This window comes from Bordetella muralis, from assembly GCF_054781015.1.
In genome coordinates this window covers 1,102,270-1,120,430 of the sequence record NZ_BAAGVF010000008.1, presented here as the reverse complement: position 1 = coordinate 1,120,430, position 18,161 = coordinate 1,102,270, and the positions used below count along the sequence as shown (strand labels likewise).

The following is an 18,161-nucleotide window of genomic DNA, read 5'->3' as shown; positions in this document are numbered from 1 at the left end:
CTGCGGCGCTGTGCGTCTGTAGGGCGGTTTTTCTGCCAGAGTGAAATGGCGATAGTTTTGTCCCTATTTTTCAATGACTTGGAGGAAACGGATCGCCATTTGACCCGCTTGCTTTTGCGAGAATAAATCACGATAATTATTCTCATGTACATTTGCATATGTAATGCCGTCACTGAACGCCAAGTTCACGCCGCCGTCGATGCGGGCGCTACTACATTGTCCGATTTGCAGTTTGAATTGGGGGTAGCCTCGTGCTGTGGTTGCTGTGCAGAGATGGCTCAAGAATATCTGCCAGGTGGCCGCTGTTCCAGCGTGTGTCAGGGCAAGTCGATGGCTGTGGATCTCACGGCCTCTGCACCCATGGTCGACGCCCAGCCCGCTGCCAATAGTTTCCCGATCGCGCTGGTTGCAGCAGCCTGAGCCGGGGCATCGTTGCGCAGTCAGGCAGCGCGTGTATCGTGCCTGGTAGCGACGGCGCGCGGTCGCGTGCGTTGCAGTTCTCCAACATCACGCCTTGTCGAGATTTGAGTCGATTTGCCCCCGTACGGTGCTGATAATTCGACATTCGGCAGGCAATTTTCCCCGAGATTTTCCGTATTGGCCGGCCTCAATGGCAAGCCTGGCGTCACGCTATGTGCGGATAGTCCGAAACGCATACTCATTCTCATTGTGTTGTCGCTTTCAGATTGCGCTTGCAAAGCCATTTATCAAATGCAGCGCGGCTCTAGCCGTGACCCTGCCGGCGGTGTTAGCCTGCGATCGTTGCATACGCGATAAGGCGTACGCAGGGTCGCGGGCGCCGCGTCCCGGGATCGTAAGGAGTACACCATGAAAGGCGATAAAACCGTCATCCAGTTTCTGAACAAGCAACTGACCAATGAGCTGACGGCCATCAATCAATATTTCCTGCATGCCCGCATCTTGGGGCATTGGGGCCTGAAGAAGCTGGGCAAGCACGAGTACGAAGAATCGATTGGTGAGATGAAGCACGCCGATCGTTTGATCGAGCGTATCTTGATGTTGGACGGTCTGCCGAATTTGCAAGACCTGCACAAACTGCTGATCGGCGAAGACGTTCCCGAGTTGCTGGCCTGTGACCTGAAGGTCGAGCAAGGCGCGCAAGCCACGGTGAAAGAAGCCATCGCTTACTGTGAGTCAGTGCGTGATTACGTGTCCCGCGATCTGTTCCAGGCCATCCTGGACGATACCGAAGAACACATCGACTACCTGGAAACCCAGATCGAGTTGATCGACAAGGTCGGCCTGCAGAATTATCTGCAAAGCCAAATGGAAGTCGAAGGCTGATTGGTTGCAGGTGGCGTCGATGCGCTAACGCCCGCATTGCCGTTGTGTTGATGAGCCCGTACAGGCCTGCTGGTCTGTACGGGCTCAATGCATTTGAAGGTCAGCGGTGTATATCGCCGCTGCCTCATTGCCAATCAGTCTGTCAGTGGCCCCTATCGTTCAGGGTTTGACGATATGCCAGACGTCTTTGACGTTGTCGCCCGTCTTGTCGCCCGGGTTTTTGTCTTTCACGAACAGGTACAGGGGCTTTCCTTTGTAGGCCCATTGTTTGGAGCCATCGTCGCGGGTGATGATGCTCAGGTCGCCTTGCGCTTTCGCATCGGCGGCGGCCATCACCGGCGGCCATGCCTTGGCGCACTGGTCATAGCAGGCGCTCTTGCCGTTTGTGTCCTTGTCGAAGGTATAGAGCGTCATGCCGGCGTTGTCGACCAGCATGCCGTCCTGGGTCTTGACTGCCTGAGCGTGGGCGCCGACCGAAAACAGGGTGGCGCAGGAGACGAGCAGGGTTGCAGCGATTCGAGTGTGCATGGCGTGTCATCCAGTATGAGAAAAGGGGACTGCTTGCTATAGACGTCACTGATATCTACTTTATTCCACTTCCGATGAAAATAAGGATAAAAAAAGGCTACCTCGTTTGAGGCAGCCCTTTTTAGCGGAGGTGATACCAGTCGCCCGGTCGCCCGGCGGATGGTGCACCTGCCGTCCTGTGCCGGTGACCTATGCTCCGAGTCCTATTGACGTGCCGGACACTCGGCGATGGTGCCCCAGGCCCGATTCGGGCCACAGTACTTGTTGCGAGCGTTCCAGGAGCACGTGGGGCGTTGGAAGAAGCCCTCATTGGCGCATTGGGCCAGTTCTCGTTTCAGGGATTCCTGCCAGTTGCCCGCAGGAGCAGGCGTTGCTCCTCGAGGCGCGGCGCTTGGCGCAGTGTTCGCCGCGGTGATCGCATAACCGTCCTGATTGGCGGGCGGAGGCGTGGTGGTGGTGGGCGGCAAGGCCTGCAGATCCAGCGTGGTGACGTCAGAGGTGCCGGAAGGCAGCGGGACGTTGGATGCCGCTGCGAGGTGGCGGGCCTCGTCCATACTGATATTGTTACGCGAAATCTGAATCGACGGGTCCTTGGCCGTTTCGAACAAGGAAACCGTCGGTACGGCCCAGCTCTGGCCGTTGGGCTTGTCGGGCACGCCGAGGCTGCCGTCCACCCGAGGCTGGGGAGGCTGAGCGACATAGGGACGACCGTTGGCGTCCAGGATCGGCTCTTGAGACGCCAGGGCTTCCTGGCCCGGTGCGGCCGAGGCTTTGGGGGCGTGTGAAACCAGCCAATCACCCAGTTGGATTCCACCCCACGCCGCGACGCCCAGTGCCAGCAGAAGCGTCGCGAATAATACTCGCCAAGACATTGCTACCCTCATTTTTGCGGCGCCCTGTGCAGTTTACGCATGGCTGCCAAAAACCTGACCGCCGTGCTCACGCATGGCGTGGAATTTCACATCCGGATACAGGTCCTCAGCCACGCGCAGCTGCGCAGGCGAACCAATCAAAAAAGCCGCCGCATCAACGACATCATAGGCGATGTGCGCTGCGTTGGCATCCATGAACTTGCGCAGCGCGCGTGGGTTGTCCGACGTGATCCACCGAGCCATGGTGTAGCGCGACGGCAACATCCGGGCCTCGACACCGTATTCGGTCTTAAGGCGATGGGCGACGACCTCGAACTGCAGTTGACCGACTGCACCGAGCAGCAGCGTGCCGCCAGCCGCCTCGGGACGAAAGACTTGGATCGCGCCTTCTTCGCCCAACTGGGTCAGACCCACGCGCAACTGCTTGGTGCGTAAAGGATCTTTGACTTCCACGGCTTGAAAGAGTTCGGGCGCAAAGAACGGCAAGCCCGTAAAACGCAGGCTTTCGCCCTCGGTGAGCACATCACCCAGCTGCAATACGCCGTGGTTCGGAATACCGATGACGTCGCCGGCATAGGCCTCGTCGAGCAGCTCGCGGCGCTGAGACAGGAACGACACCACGTTATTGGGGCGCATTTCCTTGTTGGTGCGTGCGACTTTCAGGCGCATGCCCCGCTCAAAACGCCCCGAGCTGACGCGTACGAACGCCACGCGGTCACGGTGGGCGGGGTCCATGTTGGCCTGCACCTTGAACACGACGCCAGTGAATTTGGGCTCTTGAGGCTCGACCAGACGTTCCAGTGCCTGGCGTGCACCAGGCGCGGGGGCTTGTTCCACCAGCGCGTCCAGGACCTCTTGAACACCGAAGTTGTTGATGGCCGAGCCGAAAAATACCGGGGTCTGCTTGCCGGCCAGAAAGGCGTCGCGATCGAAGGCGGGAGCCGCCTCCTGGATGAGCTCGATTTCGCCGTTGGCCTGTTCGAAGGCCGAGCCGAAGCGTTTGGCGATTTCCGGGTTGGACAGGCCATTGATGATGTCGTCGTCGTCCGAGCGGCGTTCCTGGCCGGGACGGAAGACGCGCATGCGATCGCGGCGGATGTCGAATACCCCGCCAAAGGCCTTGCCCATGCCGACTGGCCAGGAGAACGGCACGGCGTCCATGCCCAGATGGCCCTCGATTTCGGAAAGCAGATCCAGGGGCTCGCGGACTTCGCGGTCCATCTTGTTGATGAACGTGATGATGGGGGTATTACGGGCACGGCATACCTGCAGCAACCGGATGGTTTGCGGCTCTACCCCGTTTGCGGCATCGATCACCATGAGCGCGGCGTCTACCGCCGTCAGCACCCGATAGGTGTCTTCGGAGAAGTCTTGGTGGCCGGGAGTGTCCAGCAGGTTGATGACGCAATCGCGGTATTCCATCTGCATCACGGACGATGCGACCGAAATCCCGCGCTGCTTTTCGATTTCCATCCAGTCCGACGAGGCGTGGCGCGAGGCCTTGCGCGCCTTGACGCTGCCGGCGATCTGAATCGCACCTGCGAACAGCAGGAGCTTTTCGGTCAGCGTGGTTTTGCCCGCGTCCGGGTGAGAGATGATGGCGAAGGTACGTCGCCGGGCGACTTCTTGGGAAATATTCATGGTTGATGCGATTTTACTGACGCGGATCGTACGCCGGTAACCGGCCCTGTTACATAGGCTTTGTTACGAGTGACGACGAAAAGTGGCCAGGAAGGCGCCCGCCAAGATGAACAGAGAGCCGAAGATGCGGTTCATCCAACGGATATGGCGGGCGCTGCGCAACAGGCGCAGCACCTTGGCGGCCAACAGGGTATAGACGCCCATGGCGACCAGGTCGGTGAATACCAGTGTGCCGGCCAGGGCCAGGTACTGGGGCGTCAGAGACGCTGCGGGGTTCACAAACTGGGGCACCACGGCCAGCAGGAAAACCGTGCCTTTGGGGTTCATCAGATTGACCAGGACGCCGCGCAGCACCAGATCGCGCACCGAAAAGTCGGCAGGGTTGCCGGCATCGACGGCGACGGGCGCCGCATCGGTACGAATCTGGCGTATGCCCAGATAGACCAGATAGGCCACCCCCAGGTATTTCACGATCGAGAATGCGAGCTCGGACGTGGCCAGTACCGCGCCCAGGCCCACCGCAACAATCACGAACTGCGCCATGATCCCGATGATCAAGCCCACCGTGTTCCAGTACCCGCGTTTAAAACCATACTTCAGGCCCGAGGTCATGGCCGAGATGGCGCCCGCGCCCGGCGAGAAGGAAATAGCCCATGAGGCCACAAAAAAGGTCAGCCAGGTCGAGAGCGTCATGATGGTTTACAGACAGAATGACACGGGTGAAAGGAACGAGGGATAGATATTACTTGCCCAACAACGCCGCGCGGGGAGCACCGGCAGAGCGATTGGCCCCTGCAGCGGGGCGACCAGCGCCTGCGGGACGGCCTGATGAACGGACGTTGCCCTCGGTGCTGCGGGGACCTTGCGATGACGGTCGGCTGTCTTGGCGATGGTTGCCGGCTGGGCGGTCGCCGCGGGCGGCGGCCGGTTGGCGCGGATTGCCTGCCTGACCTTGGCCCGCGGGGCGGCCTGCTCCCGCACCATGGCGAGGCGACTGCCCCGGGCGCGCTGCGCGGTGTTCCGCATTGTTGCCGCCATGGGACTCGCCGCTATTGCGCGCGGGACGAGACTCGCCATTGACGCTGCGAGCGTCGTTGGTGCGAGGGCTATTCGTACCGGCGCTGCGGCTGCCGCCCGGGCGTTGGCCGCCCTGACGGCGCGGCTGGCGCGAGTCTTCGTCGCGCTCTTGGCGCGCATAGGCTGCAGCGGTGCTGCCGGCGGACGGCGTCCAGCCTTCTACGGGCAGGCGCTCGATGGTTTTGCCGATGAGGCGTTCGATGCCTTTGAGCAGCTTGATTTCACTTTGGTCGACCAGCGAGACTGCCGCGCCTGTCGCCCCTGCCCGGCCCGTGCGGCCGATGCGGTGCACGTAGTCCTCGGGGACGTTGGGCAGTTCGAAGTTCACGACTTGCGGCAATTGATCGATATCCAGGCCGCGCGCGGCGATATCGGTGGCCACCAGGACGGCCACGTTGCCGTCTTTGAAGCCGGCCAGCGCGCGCGTGCGTGCCGCCTGGCTCTTGTTGCCGTGAATGGCGGCGGCGCTCAGGCCGTCTTTCACCAGTTTTTCGGCCAGCCGGTTCGCGCCGTGTTTGGTGCGCGTGAAGACCAGAACCTGATACCAGCCGCTTTCGCGGATGATGTGGCTGATGAGATCGCGTTTGTGGTGTTGTTCGACCACGTGCACGGTCTGCTTCACCAACTCGGTCGCGGTATTGCGCGGGGTGACGGAGACTTCGCCGGGATTGTTCAGTACGCCGCGGGCCAGGCCGCGGATCTCGTCCGAGAACGTTGCCGAGAACAGCAGGTTCTGGCGTTGCTTGGGTAGCAGTGCCAGGACTTTGCGGATGTCACGGATAAAGCCCATGTCCAGCATGCGGTCGGCTTCGTCCAGGACCAGAATCTCGACGCCGGACAGATCCACGGTTTTCTGGCCGCAGTGATCCAGCAGGCGGCCGGGCGTGGCCACCAGGATGTCCACGGGCTTTCTCAGCGCGCTGATTTGGGGATTGATGTTGACTCCGCCAAACATCACCATGGAGGTCAACGGCGTATGTTTGCCGTAGGTCTGCACGGATTCGGCGACCTGCGCGGTGAGTTCGCGCGTCGGGGTCAGAATCAGGCAGCGCGGTCGCCCTGGGCCTTTCAGGGCGGGTTTGTTTTGCATCAGCAGATGCAGGATGGGCAGCGTAAAGCCGGCGGTTTTGCCGGTGCCCGTCTGGGCAGCAGCGAGCAAATCGCCGCCTTTTAGTACCTGAGGAATGGCTTGCGCCTGAATCGGGGTGGGCGCGGTGTAGCCGGTTTCGGCAATGGCACGCAAAAGGGGATCGGCCAGCCCGAGGTCGGCAAAAGAAACAGTGGCAGTCAAAACAACTCCAGCAACAGCCAGTCGCTCTAGTTGAGAGACTCCAATCCAGGCGGTCGAGTGAGGAGATAAAGGAAAGGCCCGGCTCATGTCGGGCCTGGCGTGGCGGCCTAGCGCCAGCGAATGTGTGCTGATTGGCTAAGCACACGACGTGTATTGTAGCCCATGCCCGGGGGATTTCGCGTAACAAGAGATAGGGGGCGCGTTACATCGCGCGCTGGGCAAAGCAGGCTCAACCTGCTGTAATGTTCCTCTCTCTGTTGAAAGGATTGAGGATACGATGAACATTCCCCGTTGGCTGGGTCTTTCTTGGTTGGCGTTGATTGCCGCTTTGCTGTCGGGTTGCGGCTACAACAGCATTCAGGCGGCGGACGAGGAGGTCAGTGCCTCATGGTCCGAAGTGCTTAACCAATATCAACGGCGTGCGGACCTCGTGCCGCAGTTGGTGAAATCGGTCGATGCCTATATGACGCACGAGCGCGAGGTACTGACCCAGGTGACCGAGGCGCGCAGTAAAGTCGGCAGCTTGCAGATTTCTGCGGATCAACTGGACGACCCTGCTGCGCTGGAGCGTTTTCAACAGGCACAGGGTCAGTTGACGTCTGCATTGTCGCGCCTGATCGCGGTGTCGGAAAATTATCCGCAACTCAAGGCGGATGGCTTGTTTCGCGATCTGATGACGCAGCTCGAGGGCACGGAAAACCGCATTTCGGTTGCGCGCGGCCGGTATGTGAAATCGGTGCAGGCGTATAACGTGCTGGTGCGCCAGTTCCCTGCCGTGATTACCGCCAAGGTGTTCGGCTATGCGCCCAAGGCCAATTTCAGCGTGGAGAACGAGGCATCCATTTCGCAGGCGCCGAACATTCAATTCAGCAATCAGGCTCCGTCTTCTGCCCCGGCAACGACTGCGCCTGCTCCGGCTCAGTAAGCGGGTGATGGTAAATCGGGTGTTGTCGCGTATGGTCTGGCGCAAAGGTGAATCCTGGCTCCCCCGGGGGCTGACACTGGTGTTGTCCGGCATGCTGATTGGCATGCCGGTGAGTGCGCAGCTCGCGCCGGCCGCACAGCATGATGCTGTGCCTCCTGTCATACGGACGATTCCGCCGGTTTCGCCGGCAGCGCCTGGTACGGGAACGGTCCCCGCTGTTCCCCTGGCGCCCGCGCCAGAGACCCCGGCGTCGACGCCGTCGAGGGCGCCGACGGCCTTGCCAGCCGATGGCTCGACAGCGGATGCTCCCGTCGGCGTGCCGACATTGCAGGCGCGTGTCACAGATCTGACGGGCACGCTGGATACGGCACGTCGCCAAGGGCTGGAGCAGCGCCTGGCCGCATTGGAGCAACGCAAGGGTGCGCAGGTCGCCGTGTTGATTGTGCCGACGACGGCGCCGGACACGATCGAGCAATATGCCACGCGTGTGTTCGATGCCTGGAAACTGGGGCGCAAGGGCACAGACGATGGCGTGCTGCTGATCATGGCCAAGAATGACCGCACATTGCGTATCGAAGTCGGCTATGGCTTGGAAGGCGCCATTCCAGATGCGATTGCGGGCCGCATTATTCGCGAACAGATCGTGCCGAGGTTGCAGGCGGGTGATTATGCCGGGGGTATCGAGGCCGGCGTCGCGGCGATCGAGAAATTGGTCGATGGCGAGGCGTTGCCTGCTCCGTCCGCAAATCCCGACGAGTCCATGTTCAGCGGGTTCGGTGTATCGGAGCTGGACTTGGCGTTTGTGATCGGAATGATCGTCTTGTTCCTGGCAGGATCCACCCTGGTAGCAGGACTGGGAGCGGCAGTCGCCTCATGGTTCTTTTTTGGCACGTGGTGGGCTGCCGCCGCGGGCGGTGTGGCGGGCCTGTTGCTGAGCGGTGTGTTGGGGGTGTTGGGGGTCAAACGCCTATTTCGGGAATGGCTCGGCCGGGGTGGCGGTGGTGGTGGCGGCGGTTTTGGTGGTGGATTTGGCGGTGGCCGAGGGGGCCGCGGCGGGTTCGGAGGCGGAGGCGGATTTCGCGGAGGCTTCGGGGGCGGCGGTGGCCGCAGCGGAGGCGGCGGCGCGTCAGGGCGTTGGTAGTGCTGCTGCGTGAGGGGCGCTCTGTTGGGTTCTTAAGACGTCCCGGGTGCGTGCCGGCAGGAATGCAGTGTGGGAAGCGATCACGTTAGGCGGTGGTTGCTTCTATTTCCAGTGATTCCCGGGACATGGCTTGTAGTTGCGGCATCAGGTTCAATAGATGGCGGGAATATTCGTGCTGCGGGGTCTTGAATAGCGTTTCGGTGTCTGCGACCTCTAGCAGTTCTCCGTGACGCATGACGCCGACACGGTCGCACATCTGGCGGATGACGGGCAGGTCGTGACTGATGAACAGCATGGTCAGGCCCAGTTGTTCCTGCAGGTCTTTGAGCAGGTTCAGGATCTGCGCCTGGATGGATACGTCCAACGCTGACGTCGGCTCGTCGCAGATCAGAAAGCGGGGCCGTGTCGCCAACGCGCGCGCAATGCATATACGTTGGCGTTGCCCACCGGAAAACTCGTGCGGATAGCGTGGGGCCGCACTGGCGCCCAGTCCGACGACATCGAGCAGGTCGGACACAATGCTGCGGGTCTGGGCTTCGTTATCGGCCAATTTGTGAAATCGGATTGGCTCTGCAACGATGTCGAGTACGCGCATGCGTGGATTGAGAGACGAAAACGGATCCTGGAACACCATCTGGATCTGGCGTCGAAAAGCGTTCATGCGTTTTTCGTCTTTCAGTGTCGTGAGATTGGTGCCGTTGAAAATCACGGATCCGCCGCTGGGGGTATACAGTCCGCTGATCAGGCGCGCGACGGTCGACTTGCCTGAGCCCGATTCACCGACCAAGCCAAACACCTCGCCCTGTGCAATCGAAAAATTCACTTGTTTGACCGCATCCAGCGTGCGCCGATTGCGCGCCAGAAAGGCACTCTTGAGGACAAAGCGCATGCCGATGTCTTGCACCTGGACCAGCGGCCCATCGACGTGTTCGCCAAAGTCGCGGCGCTGGCCTAACCAGTGCGTGGCGATGTCCATTGGCTTGACTGGTGTTCTGACGTCCTCGATGTAGGTCACCAAGGGGAAGCGCCGCAGTTTGATATCGGGGCGTGGGACGGCTGAAATCAGGCTGCGTGTGTAGGGATGGTCGGGGTTGCCCAGGATTTTGGCAGTGGGGCCTTGTTCGACCAGCTTGCCGCGATAGAGCACCGCAACACGATCGGTGATGTCTGCGATCACACCCATGTCGTGCGTGATGATGATCATGCCGACCTGTTTTTCTTTACATAGCTTGCGCAGCAGATCGAGGATCTGGGCTTGAATCGATACGTCCAGCGCCGTGGTGGGCTCGTCGGCGATGATGATCTCGGGTTCGCAGCACAGGGCCAGCGCAATCACCACGCGTTGACGCATTCCTCCCGAGAATTGATGCGGATATTGTTTGACGCGCAGTTCTGGCTGATCAATGCCGACTTGCCTGAGCAGATCAACCGCACGTTGCTGTGCCTGGGCCTGGCTCAAGTCCAGATGCACCAGCATGGTTTCGACCAACTGGCTTTCTACGGTTTGCAGCGGGTCCAGCGATGTCAGCGGATCTTGAAAGATCATGCCGATGCGGCGCCCGCGCACTTTGCGTTTGTCGGATTCGGACAAGGTATCGATGCGCTGTCCATCCAGATGCACCTCGCCACCAGCGAGGCGCCCTGGATATTCCAACAAGCCGATCACGGCGTTGCCGATGGTGGATTTCCCCGCCCCGGACTCCCCGACCACACCGAGAATTTCGCCTCGATCCAACGAGAGCGATACGCCATCGACGGCGACCAGGGTGCCGCGTCGGCTGGCGAATTCTATGCGCATACGGGCGATATCAAGTAATGCCATGACAGTCCTTTAGCGCAATTTGGGATTGAGTGCGTCGCGTAGCCAATCGCCCAGCAAATTGACCGACAACACTAATGCGACGAGGGCAATGCCCGGGAAAATCGATATCCACCACATCCCGGAAAACAGATAACTGTTGCCGATGCGAATCAACGTGCCCAGCGATGGTGCGGTGGGTGGAACGCCCACGCCCAGGAATGACAGCGTGGCCTCGGTAATGATGGCAATGGCCAGGTGGATGGTCGCGATGACCAGCACCGGGCCCATGACATTGGGCAAGATATGCCGGCGCAAAATCGTCAACGGACCGATGCCTATCAGTTTGGCAGCCTGCACGTATTCCTTGTTGCGCTCGACCATGGTCGAGCCGCGCACCGTGCGTGCGTATTGCACCCAGCCCGAGATGCCGATGGCAAAGATCAACACATACAACGCCAATTGATCATGCATGTCGCGCGGCAACAGGCCGCGTGCCACGCCGTCGATCAATAGCGCAATCAAAATCGCGGGAAACGAGAGTTGTACGTCGGCGATACGCATGATGATGCTATCGACACGGCCGCCCACGTAACCGCTGATCAAGCCCAGCGAGACGCCCAGCACCATGGAAAACAGCACGGACGCAAAACCGACAAACAGGGATACGCGAGAGCCATACAGGATCGCTGACAAAATATCGCGGCCCTGATCATCGGTACCCAGTAGAAAGTCGGTCGTGCCGTCAGGATTCCACGCGGGCGGCGTGTTGGCATCCATGATATTCAACGATGCCAGATCGAAAGGATTGTGTGGCGCGATGAAAGGTGCGCATAGCGCACCGATCACGATGATCAGTGTGATGACGGCAGAAATGACGGCGCTGGGTGTACGTTTGAAGCTATACCAAAGGTCGCTGTCGGCCGCGCGTGCAAACAATGGGGCCAGGCGGGCAATCATGAGTGCTCCTTCACTTGCTTTGCACGCGCAGGCGCGGGTCGACGACGACATACAGAATGTCGACAATGAGATTGATCAGCACAAAAAAGAACGCAGTCAATACCAAGTAGGCTGCCATCACCGGAATATCGACCGTGCTGATGGCCTGAATGAACAGCAGCCCCATGCCGGGCCACTGGAAGACGGTTTCCGTAATGATGGCAAAGGCAATGATTGAGCCCAGCTGCAGGCCCGTGATGGTGATGACGGGAACCAGCGTGTTTTTTAATGCATGGCGGAAATTGATCAAGCGCTGCGGCAGGCCGCGCGCGCGGGCGAATTTGATGAAGTCCGCACGCAGGATCTCCAGCATCTCGGCGCGCACCAGACGCATGATCAGCGTCATTTGGAACAATGCCAGCGTGATCGCCGGCAGGATCAGTGCAGCCAGACCCGACGGCGTGAGCAGACCCGTCGTCCAGCCGCCGATCGCGATGACCTCGCCGCGGCCGAAGCTGGGCAGCCAACGCAACTGCACACTGAATACCAGAATGAGCAAAATGCCGATCAGAAAGGTCGGCAAGGAAATGCCCGCTAGCGATAAGGCCATGAAAGCCCGGGACAGTACGCCGTGGCGACGCAGCGCGGTGTAGATGCCCATGGGAATGCCAAAGGCCAAGGCCATCAACGCAGAGACAAAAGACAGTTCCAATGTGGCAGGCAGTCGCTGCTCGATGAGGTCGCTGACAGGCTGGCGCTGCCGATACGAGATGCCGAAATTTCCCTGCACAGCATTGCTCACAAAGCGCGCATACTGTACGACGAACGGATCGTTGAGTCCTAAACTCTCGCGCAGCTCGGCGCGTTGAGCCTCGGTGGTGTCTTGCCCTACCATGCTGACGATTGGGTCGCCAACATAGCGGAACATGGCAAATGCAATGAGCGCGACGGTCAGCATGACCAGGACCGATTGCAGCAGGCGTCGCCCGATAAAAGCCAGCATGAGCGGATTCCGTGAGGGGAAAATCAGATACGCGCGATGTGACGGATCGTGCGTATCGTGTTTTCGTGTGCGGCGTATCGCGCAGCAGGGACCGAGCCTGCCGCGCGAGACATGAATTCAGCGTGTCCCGCGCTGCGCGACGATGCGAGATGACCAGCGAGTCTTATCCTGCAAGTCTGCTCATCCTCGCGCAGCGGTTCGTCAAGGCATGACGACGTTGCGTAGATCCAATACGTCGTCGGCGCGCTGTACGACCTGGAGCGAGTCTTTGATGCCCCATGACATGGGTTGCTGATGTAAAGGCAGGTAGCCGTAGTCTTTGCGCACGATCTCAAAGGCTTCTTTGATCATGGCGTTGCGCTTGGCCTGATCGGTTTCTACACCGATCTTGTTGGTAAGCTCGTCGACTTTCGGATTGCAATAACCCCCCAGATTGAATTGCCCCGCCGCTGTCTTGCTGTCTCGGCACGATGCCAGGTTCAACAGCACGTTGTGGGCATCGGTCGAGCTTGGTGTCCAGCCGAGCATATACATGCTGGTGTCGTTGCCGGCCTGCAGCAGGATCTTGCCGAAATACTTGGACTTGGTTTGCGCAAGCAGATTGATCTTGATGCCGATGCGCGCCAGCATGCCGGCGACAGCCTGGCAGATTTTCTCGTCGTTGACGTAGCGATCGTTGGGGCAGTCCAGCGTGACGGTAAAGCCATCGGGATAGCCGGCATCGGCCAGCAGTTTCTTGGCGCGGGCGGGATCGGGTTTGTAGGGTTCGCCGTAGGAGGCATCGTAGCCGTTGACCGAGGTCGCGACTAACGAGCCCAAGGGTTTGGCGGCGCCGCGCATGATCTTCTGGTTGATGGCGTTGATGTCTACTGCCAGCACAACCGCCTCGCGCACGCGGGCGTCCTTGAAGGGGTTTTTCCCCTTGATGTTCGAGTACAGCAGTTCGTCGCGGTGTTGATCCATCCCGATGAACACGGTACGGGCCTCGGGTTCGGTCAGGGGCTTCACGCCGGGGGCGTCTTCCAGGCGTTTCCAATCCTGTACCGGCACGGGTTGCACGATGTCCATCTCGCCCGATATCAATGCCGCGACCCGTGTGGCTTCTTGAGTGATCGGTTGGAACACGACTTCGTCGATATTGGTCTTGATGTCTTTATTCCAATAGCCGTCAAAGCGTTTAAGCGTGGTTTTTACATCGGGCTGGCGCTCTACCAGGACAAATGGTCCCGTGCCATTGGCATGCAGGTTGGCATAGTTGCCCTGATTGTCGCCTTTGACGTTTGTGGCCTCGGTGGTCTTGTTTTTCTCCGACCATGATTTGCTCATGATGTAGAGAAAGGTCCATTCCCGCGGCAAAATCGGGTTCGGCGTGGGCGTGATGACCTCGATGGTGTGGTCATCGATTTTCTTGACCTCGGAAGCTTTGGCGCCATAGCCCTTCATGTCCGAGCCCGGCGTCATGCTGCGTTTCCACGAGAAAATCACATCGTCTGCGGTAAAGGGGGAGCCGTCATGAAATTTGACGCCTTTGCGCAGCTTGAACACCCATTTCGTCGGTTCGGTGTTTTCCCAGCTCTCTGCCAATAGCGGGACCAGCTTCATCTCGCCGTCGTAACCGGCGAGCGTTTCGTAGATGTTGCCTTGAAAGCCCAGTGTGAAGGTTTCATTCAACGCCATGGGATCCATGGAGGTGGCATCGCCTTGGTAGGCCCAATGCAGGGTCTTGGCGTGCGCGGTGCCCGCGACTGTCGCGGCGCAAATGGCTAGCGCCAACGCCGAACGCTTGATGAGAGGAGTGATACGCATAGCCCTTTGTGCTCCGTGTAATGCGCGGATTGCGCGACAGAAGTAACAGGGCCCCCGCCCCAATGGTATGTACAGGCCGGGGGCTCGGCGTATTGCTTACAACGATGCGAGGTCTCGTATGAGGCGACGCACGACGACGTGCGCATGAAGGCGCGCAGCGGCGGCGTTGATCACTGCATAGGACTTCGAATTCACGATAGACCTGACCTCGGGTGATTCGGTTGCTCGGCGTGGGATAAGTGCTGCCAAGGTACGTCGAATCTTATAGAGGCAGTGATTTAAGCGTCAACTGTTTTGGCTTGGGGTTAGTACTCGGTTGCGGGTAGTGAAAAACCCGGGTGTGACGGTGTGGATCACCGGCCGAGGGTGTCTTGGCCGTGCGGCGGAAAGCGCCGATACCGTCTGGCTCAGGATGCGCTGTCCTGCGTGGCCAACACGCGAGACAGGTCGGCGACGGCGCGTTTGCGGCGCTCGTCGTCGTCGTGGCCCTTGTTTAGTGCGGACCACTCGGGCCGGCTGCGGGCTTCTTTCAAGATATCGGGCAGGCGACCCGAACGCCACGTCTGGTCGGCGGGCCGATCCAGGTGTACCGGGTCGCGCGCGGCGTGGCCGCGACGTTCCAAGGCGCGAATCAATTGACGTTGTCGCAATGCCAATAAACGCAGTACCGCATCGTCGACGGTGATTTCACGATAGCCGCGCAGTTTGCCCATCAGCCGCCCGCCAAAGCGTTCGACGCCCTGCCAGAGGCCTCCTGCGGCGGCGCCAATCAGCATGCCGGTACCCAGGCTCAGGCCCGCGCTGAGCATATCGACGGCGGCGCCCGCCATGGCGCCAGCGGCCATGCCTGTGCCCAATTGAATCCCCATGTCTTTCAACGCCTGTGGATGAAACAAATCCATGCCCCAACGTGCATCCGTCAACGGCAGATCATCGTCGGCGTAGTCGTGGCGATGAAAGTTGTAAAGCGCGAGCAAGGCATCGACACAGGCCTGTTCGCGGCGGCGGACATGTTCGCGCAACGTCGCAGCGTGCGTGCGTAGCGCCTCGTCATCGGCCGGGCTGGCCATCCGTAGCGCGGCCACGTCTATCAGCAGGTCTGCCGCCAATTGCCACGCCGCCTGGCGGCGTTCGTCACGCTGGCGCGCCAGTGCATCGGAGAGAAGATGCAGCGTGGCGGCATGGCGGTCCAGCAAGACGGCCAATTTGCCATACAACTGCCGCTCGCCGTCCAGGGGCGGTGCGATCGTGTCGAACTCCAGTGCCGCATGCAAACCCAGACGCGCCATGGCGTCTCGCCATTCATCGGCGCGGTGCGCAGGTGCGTTGACGAAATTCAGCACCGGCAACAAGGGCCGGCCGCACGCCGCGAGCAAGGCCAATTCGTCTCGATGCTTGCTCAGCACGGGATCGCGCGCGTCGATCACGTACAAGGCCGCGTCGCAGTCCAGCATCTTGGTCAGTACGCGAGCTTCTTGTTCGTAGCGTCGATGCGCTTCGGGGGAATCCAGAAAACGGCGGATACGCGCAGGCCCATCGCGGCGACTATCCGGGTCGTCCAGTCTTTCCAGATATTCGAGCAAGGCGATGCTGTCTTCCATGCCTGGCGTGTCAAACCATTCCAGGGCAGGTTTGCCGTCCAATTGCAGACGCGCGCCTTCGACATGGCGCGTGGTGCCTGGACCGTCGGCCACGTCGCCGAAGTCACTGTTGCGCGTGAGCGTACGCAGCAAGGAGGTCTTGCCGGTATTGGTGTGTCCGACGACCGCGATTTTCAGCATCGGATCAGTCATCGCCAGTCTCCAGCCAGCGTAGCGGTTGATCGGAATTCTGCACAATGGCCGCCGGTGCCATGCCTGCTTCCGTGAGACGTTCGCGCCACGTTTGCGTGCGATGCGATGTCGACGACGGCTCGTCGTTTGTGTATAACCAGACGCGCGTTTGAGCGGCTTTATCGGTCAATGATGCGATCAAGCCCAGCGTGCCGCGATCAGGGGTTTGCCGCGCGTCGCAGGCGATCAGCAGACGCGGAGTGTGGCTTTGCGCCAGCGCGTCTTGCAAGCGATTGCGTTGTTCGCGCGAGTCCAGGTTGCCCGCGTTGTATATGCCGGCGGGGAGATCGCCCGGTGGCCAGGGGATATCGGAGGGCAGCTCCAGGCTGACCAGCAGGGGGTGGGTGCCCAATGCCTCCAGCGCGCCGGATTCGATGGTGCGCCCGGCGCCGATCTGCGGTTGATGTAGGGGATCCACGGGACGATCGATGCCGCTGGACTGTACTGCCGGCAACAACCGGTCGCGCAGCGTGGCGTAGCCCGGCAATGCGGGATCGATGTGTATGCGTCGTTGAGCGCGGATCGTCTGCATCAGGCAGAGCAGCCAAGCGATCAATCGGGGCAATACGCCATACACCACGATCACGCCGATGAGCCAGACGGACCATTGCGCCTGCGCCGTCGCAGGCAGGACCTGACTGTTGTCGCTGGCTCGCACGATATCGTCGGCCGGGACGGCAAACCCCAGTTGTGCCGGTAACCAGCCGAGCGCGCGCGTCAGGAAAACGAAGGTGTCCGGTTGCAATAGCGTCGTTGCCCAGACAAAACGATAGCTGGCGGTGGAGAGCATGATCAACAAGGTAATCAATGCCGCTGCCAAGCCCGCCAGCCAGAGTGTGTGGCTGATGGTGCCGAACAACCCGCGCAGGGCGCCCGCCCGCGCCTGCAGATTCATCAAGGCCTGGGGCACGAGCGCGGCATCCGGACCGCGCGCGAATTTGCGGGTGGCCCATAGCCATATGCGCCCCAGTCCCGTCGTGTGAGCGGGGCGCAGCAGGAACGAAAGCAGCCACAGCAAAAACGTCAACGCATGCAGGCCGAGCAGCGCGCCGACCGCCCACAGCACGTTTACCGGACGTGTCCCGTCGCCCAGTGCGCCCGCGGCCGAGCCTATCCCCGCCACGACGGCAATCAACAGCAATAGCAGCAAGCTGATGATCGCGCCTTGGCGCCAGCGCCCTATCAACTGGTCCAGTCCTTCGCGCCGGCCGAGCCATTGGGCTCGCACCAAAATCCGGTCTTCGAGGGCACCCGGTCCATTACGCGCCTGGCGTACGGCGTCGGCGTCTTCGAGCGGGCCCCAGTGTTCTTCGCGCAGGCGTATGGTCTCGGCCAGCCAGTGGGCTTGCCATGGCGGGTTGTCCTGGGGGGCCGTCGTGATGGCGGCGCGCGAAGTCATTAACGAGCGTTGGGAGCGTCGGTCGTGTCTGCTGTGCCAAACCAGTTTTGCAGCTTGACGCTGGCCTGTTGTTTGACGTCGTCGTTGATGTAGAACGCCACGGTCGCGAGCGCCGCCGTCATGACGCTCAGGTCATCGGTGTAACCCACCAGAGGCGCCAAGTCCGGAATGGCGTCCAGCGGCAGCACGAAATAACCCAGCGCGCCATAAATGACGCGGCGTGCCCACTTGGGCGTGTCGGGGCTCTTGACGGCGTAATACAGCCAAAGCGCTTTTTCCAGGGCCTGCTTGCCTGCCGCCGACGCATGGCGTGTCGCCTTGCGCCAGAAGCGCTGGTCGGAGTAGGCCTTTTCGTAGGTAGGGTTCGCAGTCGACATAGTGCAGTGGGCACGAGGCCCAGCGTTGATCAGGTGATGCCCCATTGTAGACCCCGAGCCGGGATTTCAGTGGCCCCCTCAGCGTTGTGAAATTCGGACAGAAAGGAGGTTGTTAAAAATAATATTTATTATTTGCATGTTGCTGCACTGCGTTTGGCCTAATTCGATCAATTAATTTTAATTAATGTTAATAAATTGATCGTGCCGCTGAGCGGGCCGTCACGCAA

16 protein-coding genes are annotated in these 18,161 nt (G+C 60.4%); 4 read left to right on the top strand and 12 right to left on the bottom strand.

Translation table 11 applies throughout. The annotated features are described in order from the left end of the window. The first annotated feature begins 144 nt into the window (after positions 1-144). Both ACYVIT_RS22880 and bfr read left to right on the top strand, forming a co-directional pair. Complete coding sequence (locus ACYVIT_RS22880; protein WP_094824053.1) at positions 145-420, top strand: (2Fe-2S)-binding protein; 276 nt, start codon at positions 145-147, stop codon at positions 418-420. 408 nt (positions 421-828) lie between these two features. After that, positions 829-1,305, top strand: coding sequence for a bacterioferritin (gene bfr, locus ACYVIT_RS22875; RefSeq protein WP_094824054.1), 477 nt, complete (start codon positions 829-831; stop codon positions 1,303-1,305). A 159-nt stretch (positions 1,306-1,464) separates the two neighbouring features. On the opposite strand, the gene ACYVIT_RS22870 is transcribed toward bfr, so the two are convergent. The 5 genes from ACYVIT_RS22870 to ACYVIT_RS22850 form a co-directional block, all read right to left on the bottom strand. Continuing rightward, a complete protein-coding gene (locus ACYVIT_RS22870) occupies positions 1,465-1,833 on the bottom strand; it encodes a COG4315 family predicted lipoprotein (RefSeq protein ID WP_415804760.1) in 369 nt (122 codons plus the stop codon). Positions 1,834-2,036: 203 nt separating this feature from the next. Further along, positions 2,037-2,717: a hypothetical protein gene (locus tag ACYVIT_RS22865; RefSeq protein WP_415804759.1), complete on the bottom strand. Its 681-nt coding sequence runs from the start codon at positions 2,715-2,717 to the stop codon at positions 2,037-2,039. Between the two features lie 21 nt (positions 2,718-2,738). After that, entirely contained in the window at positions 2,739-4,346 is a 1,608-nt protein-coding gene (locus ACYVIT_RS22860; RefSeq protein ID WP_415804758.1) for a peptide chain release factor 3, read from the bottom strand. A 63-nt stretch (positions 4,347-4,409) separates the two neighbouring features. Beyond that, positions 4,410-5,039 (bottom strand): LysE family transporter, encoded by a 630-nt coding sequence (locus ACYVIT_RS22855; RefSeq protein ID WP_415804757.1) that lies wholly within the window; start codon positions 5,037-5,039, stop codon positions 4,410-4,412. Between the two features lie 49 nt (positions 5,040-5,088). Beyond that, the gene (locus tag ACYVIT_RS22850; RefSeq protein WP_415804756.1) at positions 5,089-6,714 is read right to left on the bottom strand and encodes a DEAD/DEAH box helicase; all 1,626 of its coding nucleotides are present in this window, start codon (positions 6,712-6,714) and stop codon (positions 5,089-5,091) included. 277 nt (positions 6,715-6,991) lie between these two features. Between ACYVIT_RS22850 and ACYVIT_RS22845 the strand changes: the two genes are divergently transcribed. Beyond that, positions 6,992-7,639 (top strand): LemA family protein, encoded by a 648-nt coding sequence (locus ACYVIT_RS22845; RefSeq protein ID WP_415804755.1) that lies wholly within the window; start codon positions 6,992-6,994, stop codon positions 7,637-7,639. A gap of 31 nt (positions 7,640-7,670) precedes the next feature. Further along, positions 7,671-8,780, top strand: coding sequence for a TPM domain-containing protein (locus ACYVIT_RS22840; RefSeq protein WP_460478291.1), 1,110 nt, complete (start codon positions 7,671-7,673; stop codon positions 8,778-8,780). An 85-nt stretch (positions 8,781-8,865) separates the two neighbouring features. Here ACYVIT_RS22840 and ACYVIT_RS22835 read toward each other — a convergent pair whose 3' ends face one another. The 7 genes from ACYVIT_RS22835 to ACYVIT_RS22805 all read right to left on the bottom strand — a co-directional run bounded on the left by ACYVIT_RS22835 (position 8,866) and on the right by ACYVIT_RS22805 (position 17,934). Next, positions 8,866-10,602 (bottom strand): dipeptide ABC transporter ATP-binding protein, encoded by a 1,737-nt coding sequence (locus ACYVIT_RS22835; protein ID WP_415804754.1) that lies wholly within the window; start codon positions 10,600-10,602, stop codon positions 8,866-8,868. A gap of 9 nt (positions 10,603-10,611) precedes the next feature. Further along, on the bottom strand, positions 10,612-11,538 hold the full coding sequence (locus tag ACYVIT_RS22830) for an ABC transporter permease (RefSeq protein WP_415804753.1): 927 nt from the start codon (positions 11,536-11,538) through the stop codon (positions 10,612-10,614). Between the two features lie 10 nt (positions 11,539-11,548). Then, on the bottom strand, positions 11,549-12,520 hold the full coding sequence (locus ACYVIT_RS22825) for an ABC transporter permease (protein ID WP_415804752.1): 972 nt from the start codon (positions 12,518-12,520) through the stop codon (positions 11,549-11,551). Positions 12,521-12,721: 201 nt separating this feature from the next. Then, a complete protein-coding gene (locus ACYVIT_RS22820) occupies positions 12,722-14,326 on the bottom strand; it encodes an ABC transporter substrate-binding protein (protein ID WP_415804751.1) in 1,605 nt (534 codons plus the stop codon). A 407-nt stretch (positions 14,327-14,733) separates the two neighbouring features. Next, positions 14,734-16,119 carry a GTPase/DUF3482 domain-containing protein gene (locus ACYVIT_RS22815; RefSeq protein ID WP_415804750.1) on the bottom strand — a complete coding sequence of 462 codons (1,386 nt, stop codon included), beginning with the start codon at positions 16,117-16,119 and terminating at the stop codon, positions 14,734-14,736. Beyond that, positions 16,112-17,557 (bottom strand): DUF2868 domain-containing protein, encoded by a 1,446-nt coding sequence (locus ACYVIT_RS22810; RefSeq protein ID WP_415804749.1) that lies wholly within the window; start codon positions 17,555-17,557, stop codon positions 16,112-16,114. Before ACYVIT_RS22810 ends, ACYVIT_RS22815 begins: the two co-directional genes overlap by 8 nt. Beyond that, positions 17,557-17,934 (bottom strand): YkvA family protein, encoded by a 378-nt coding sequence (locus ACYVIT_RS22805; protein WP_415804748.1) that lies wholly within the window; start codon positions 17,932-17,934, stop codon positions 17,557-17,559. The genes ACYVIT_RS22810 and ACYVIT_RS22805 overlap by 1 nt, the downstream gene beginning before the upstream one ends. Between the last annotated feature and the right edge of the window lie 227 nt (positions 17,935-18,161).

Bases quoted from the DNA above. Each gene is read 5' to 3' on its own strand.
- ACYVIT_RS22880 (WP_094824053.1), top strand. From the start codon at position 145: ATGTACATTTGCATATGTAATGCCGTCACTGAACGCCAAGTTCACGCC.
- ACYVIT_RS22855 (WP_415804757.1), bottom strand. From the start codon at position 5,039: ATGACGCTCTCGACCTGGCTGACCTTTTTTGTGGCCTCATGGGCTATT.
- ACYVIT_RS22830 (WP_415804753.1), bottom strand. From the start codon at position 11,538: ATGATTGCCCGCCTGGCCCCATTGTTTGCACGCGCGGCCGACAGCGAC.
- ACYVIT_RS22825 (WP_415804752.1), bottom strand. From the start codon at position 12,520: ATGCTGGCTTTTATCGGGCGACGCCTGCTGCAATCGGTCCTGGTCATG.
- ACYVIT_RS22815 (WP_415804750.1), bottom strand. From the start codon at position 16,119: ATGACTGATCCGATGCTGAAAATCGCGGTCGTCGGACACACCAATACC.
- ACYVIT_RS22835 (WP_415804754.1), bottom strand. From the start codon at position 10,602: ATGGCATTACTTGATATCGCCCGTATGCGCATAGAATTCGCCAGCCGA.
- ACYVIT_RS22805 (WP_415804748.1), bottom strand. From the start codon at position 17,934: ATGTCGACTGCGAACCCTACCTACGAAAAGGCCTACTCCGACCAGCGC.
- ACYVIT_RS22865 (WP_415804759.1), bottom strand. From the start codon at position 2,717: ATGAGGGTAGCAATGTCTTGGCGAGTATTATTCGCGACGCTTCTGCTG.
- ACYVIT_RS22845 (WP_415804755.1), top strand. From the start codon at position 6,992: ATGAACATTCCCCGTTGGCTGGGTCTTTCTTGGTTGGCGTTGATTGCC.
- ACYVIT_RS22870 (WP_415804760.1), bottom strand. From the start codon at position 1,833: ATGCACACTCGAATCGCTGCAACCCTGCTCGTCTCCTGCGCCACCCTG.
- bfr (WP_094824054.1), top strand. From the start codon at position 829: ATGAAAGGCGATAAAACCGTCATCCAGTTTCTGAACAAGCAACTGACC.
- ACYVIT_RS22820 (WP_415804751.1), bottom strand. From the start codon at position 14,326: ATGCGTATCACTCCTCTCATCAAGCGTTCGGCGTTGGCGCTAGCCATT.
- ACYVIT_RS22810 (WP_415804749.1), bottom strand. From the start codon at position 17,557: ATGACTTCGCGCGCCGCCATCACGACGGCCCCCCAGGACAACCCGCCA.
- ACYVIT_RS22860 (WP_415804758.1), bottom strand. From the start codon at position 4,346: ATGAATATTTCCCAAGAAGTCGCCCGGCGACGTACCTTCGCCATCATC.
- ACYVIT_RS22840 (WP_460478291.1), top strand. From the start codon at position 7,671: ATGGTCTGGCGCAAAGGTGAATCCTGGCTCCCCCGGGGGCTGACACTG.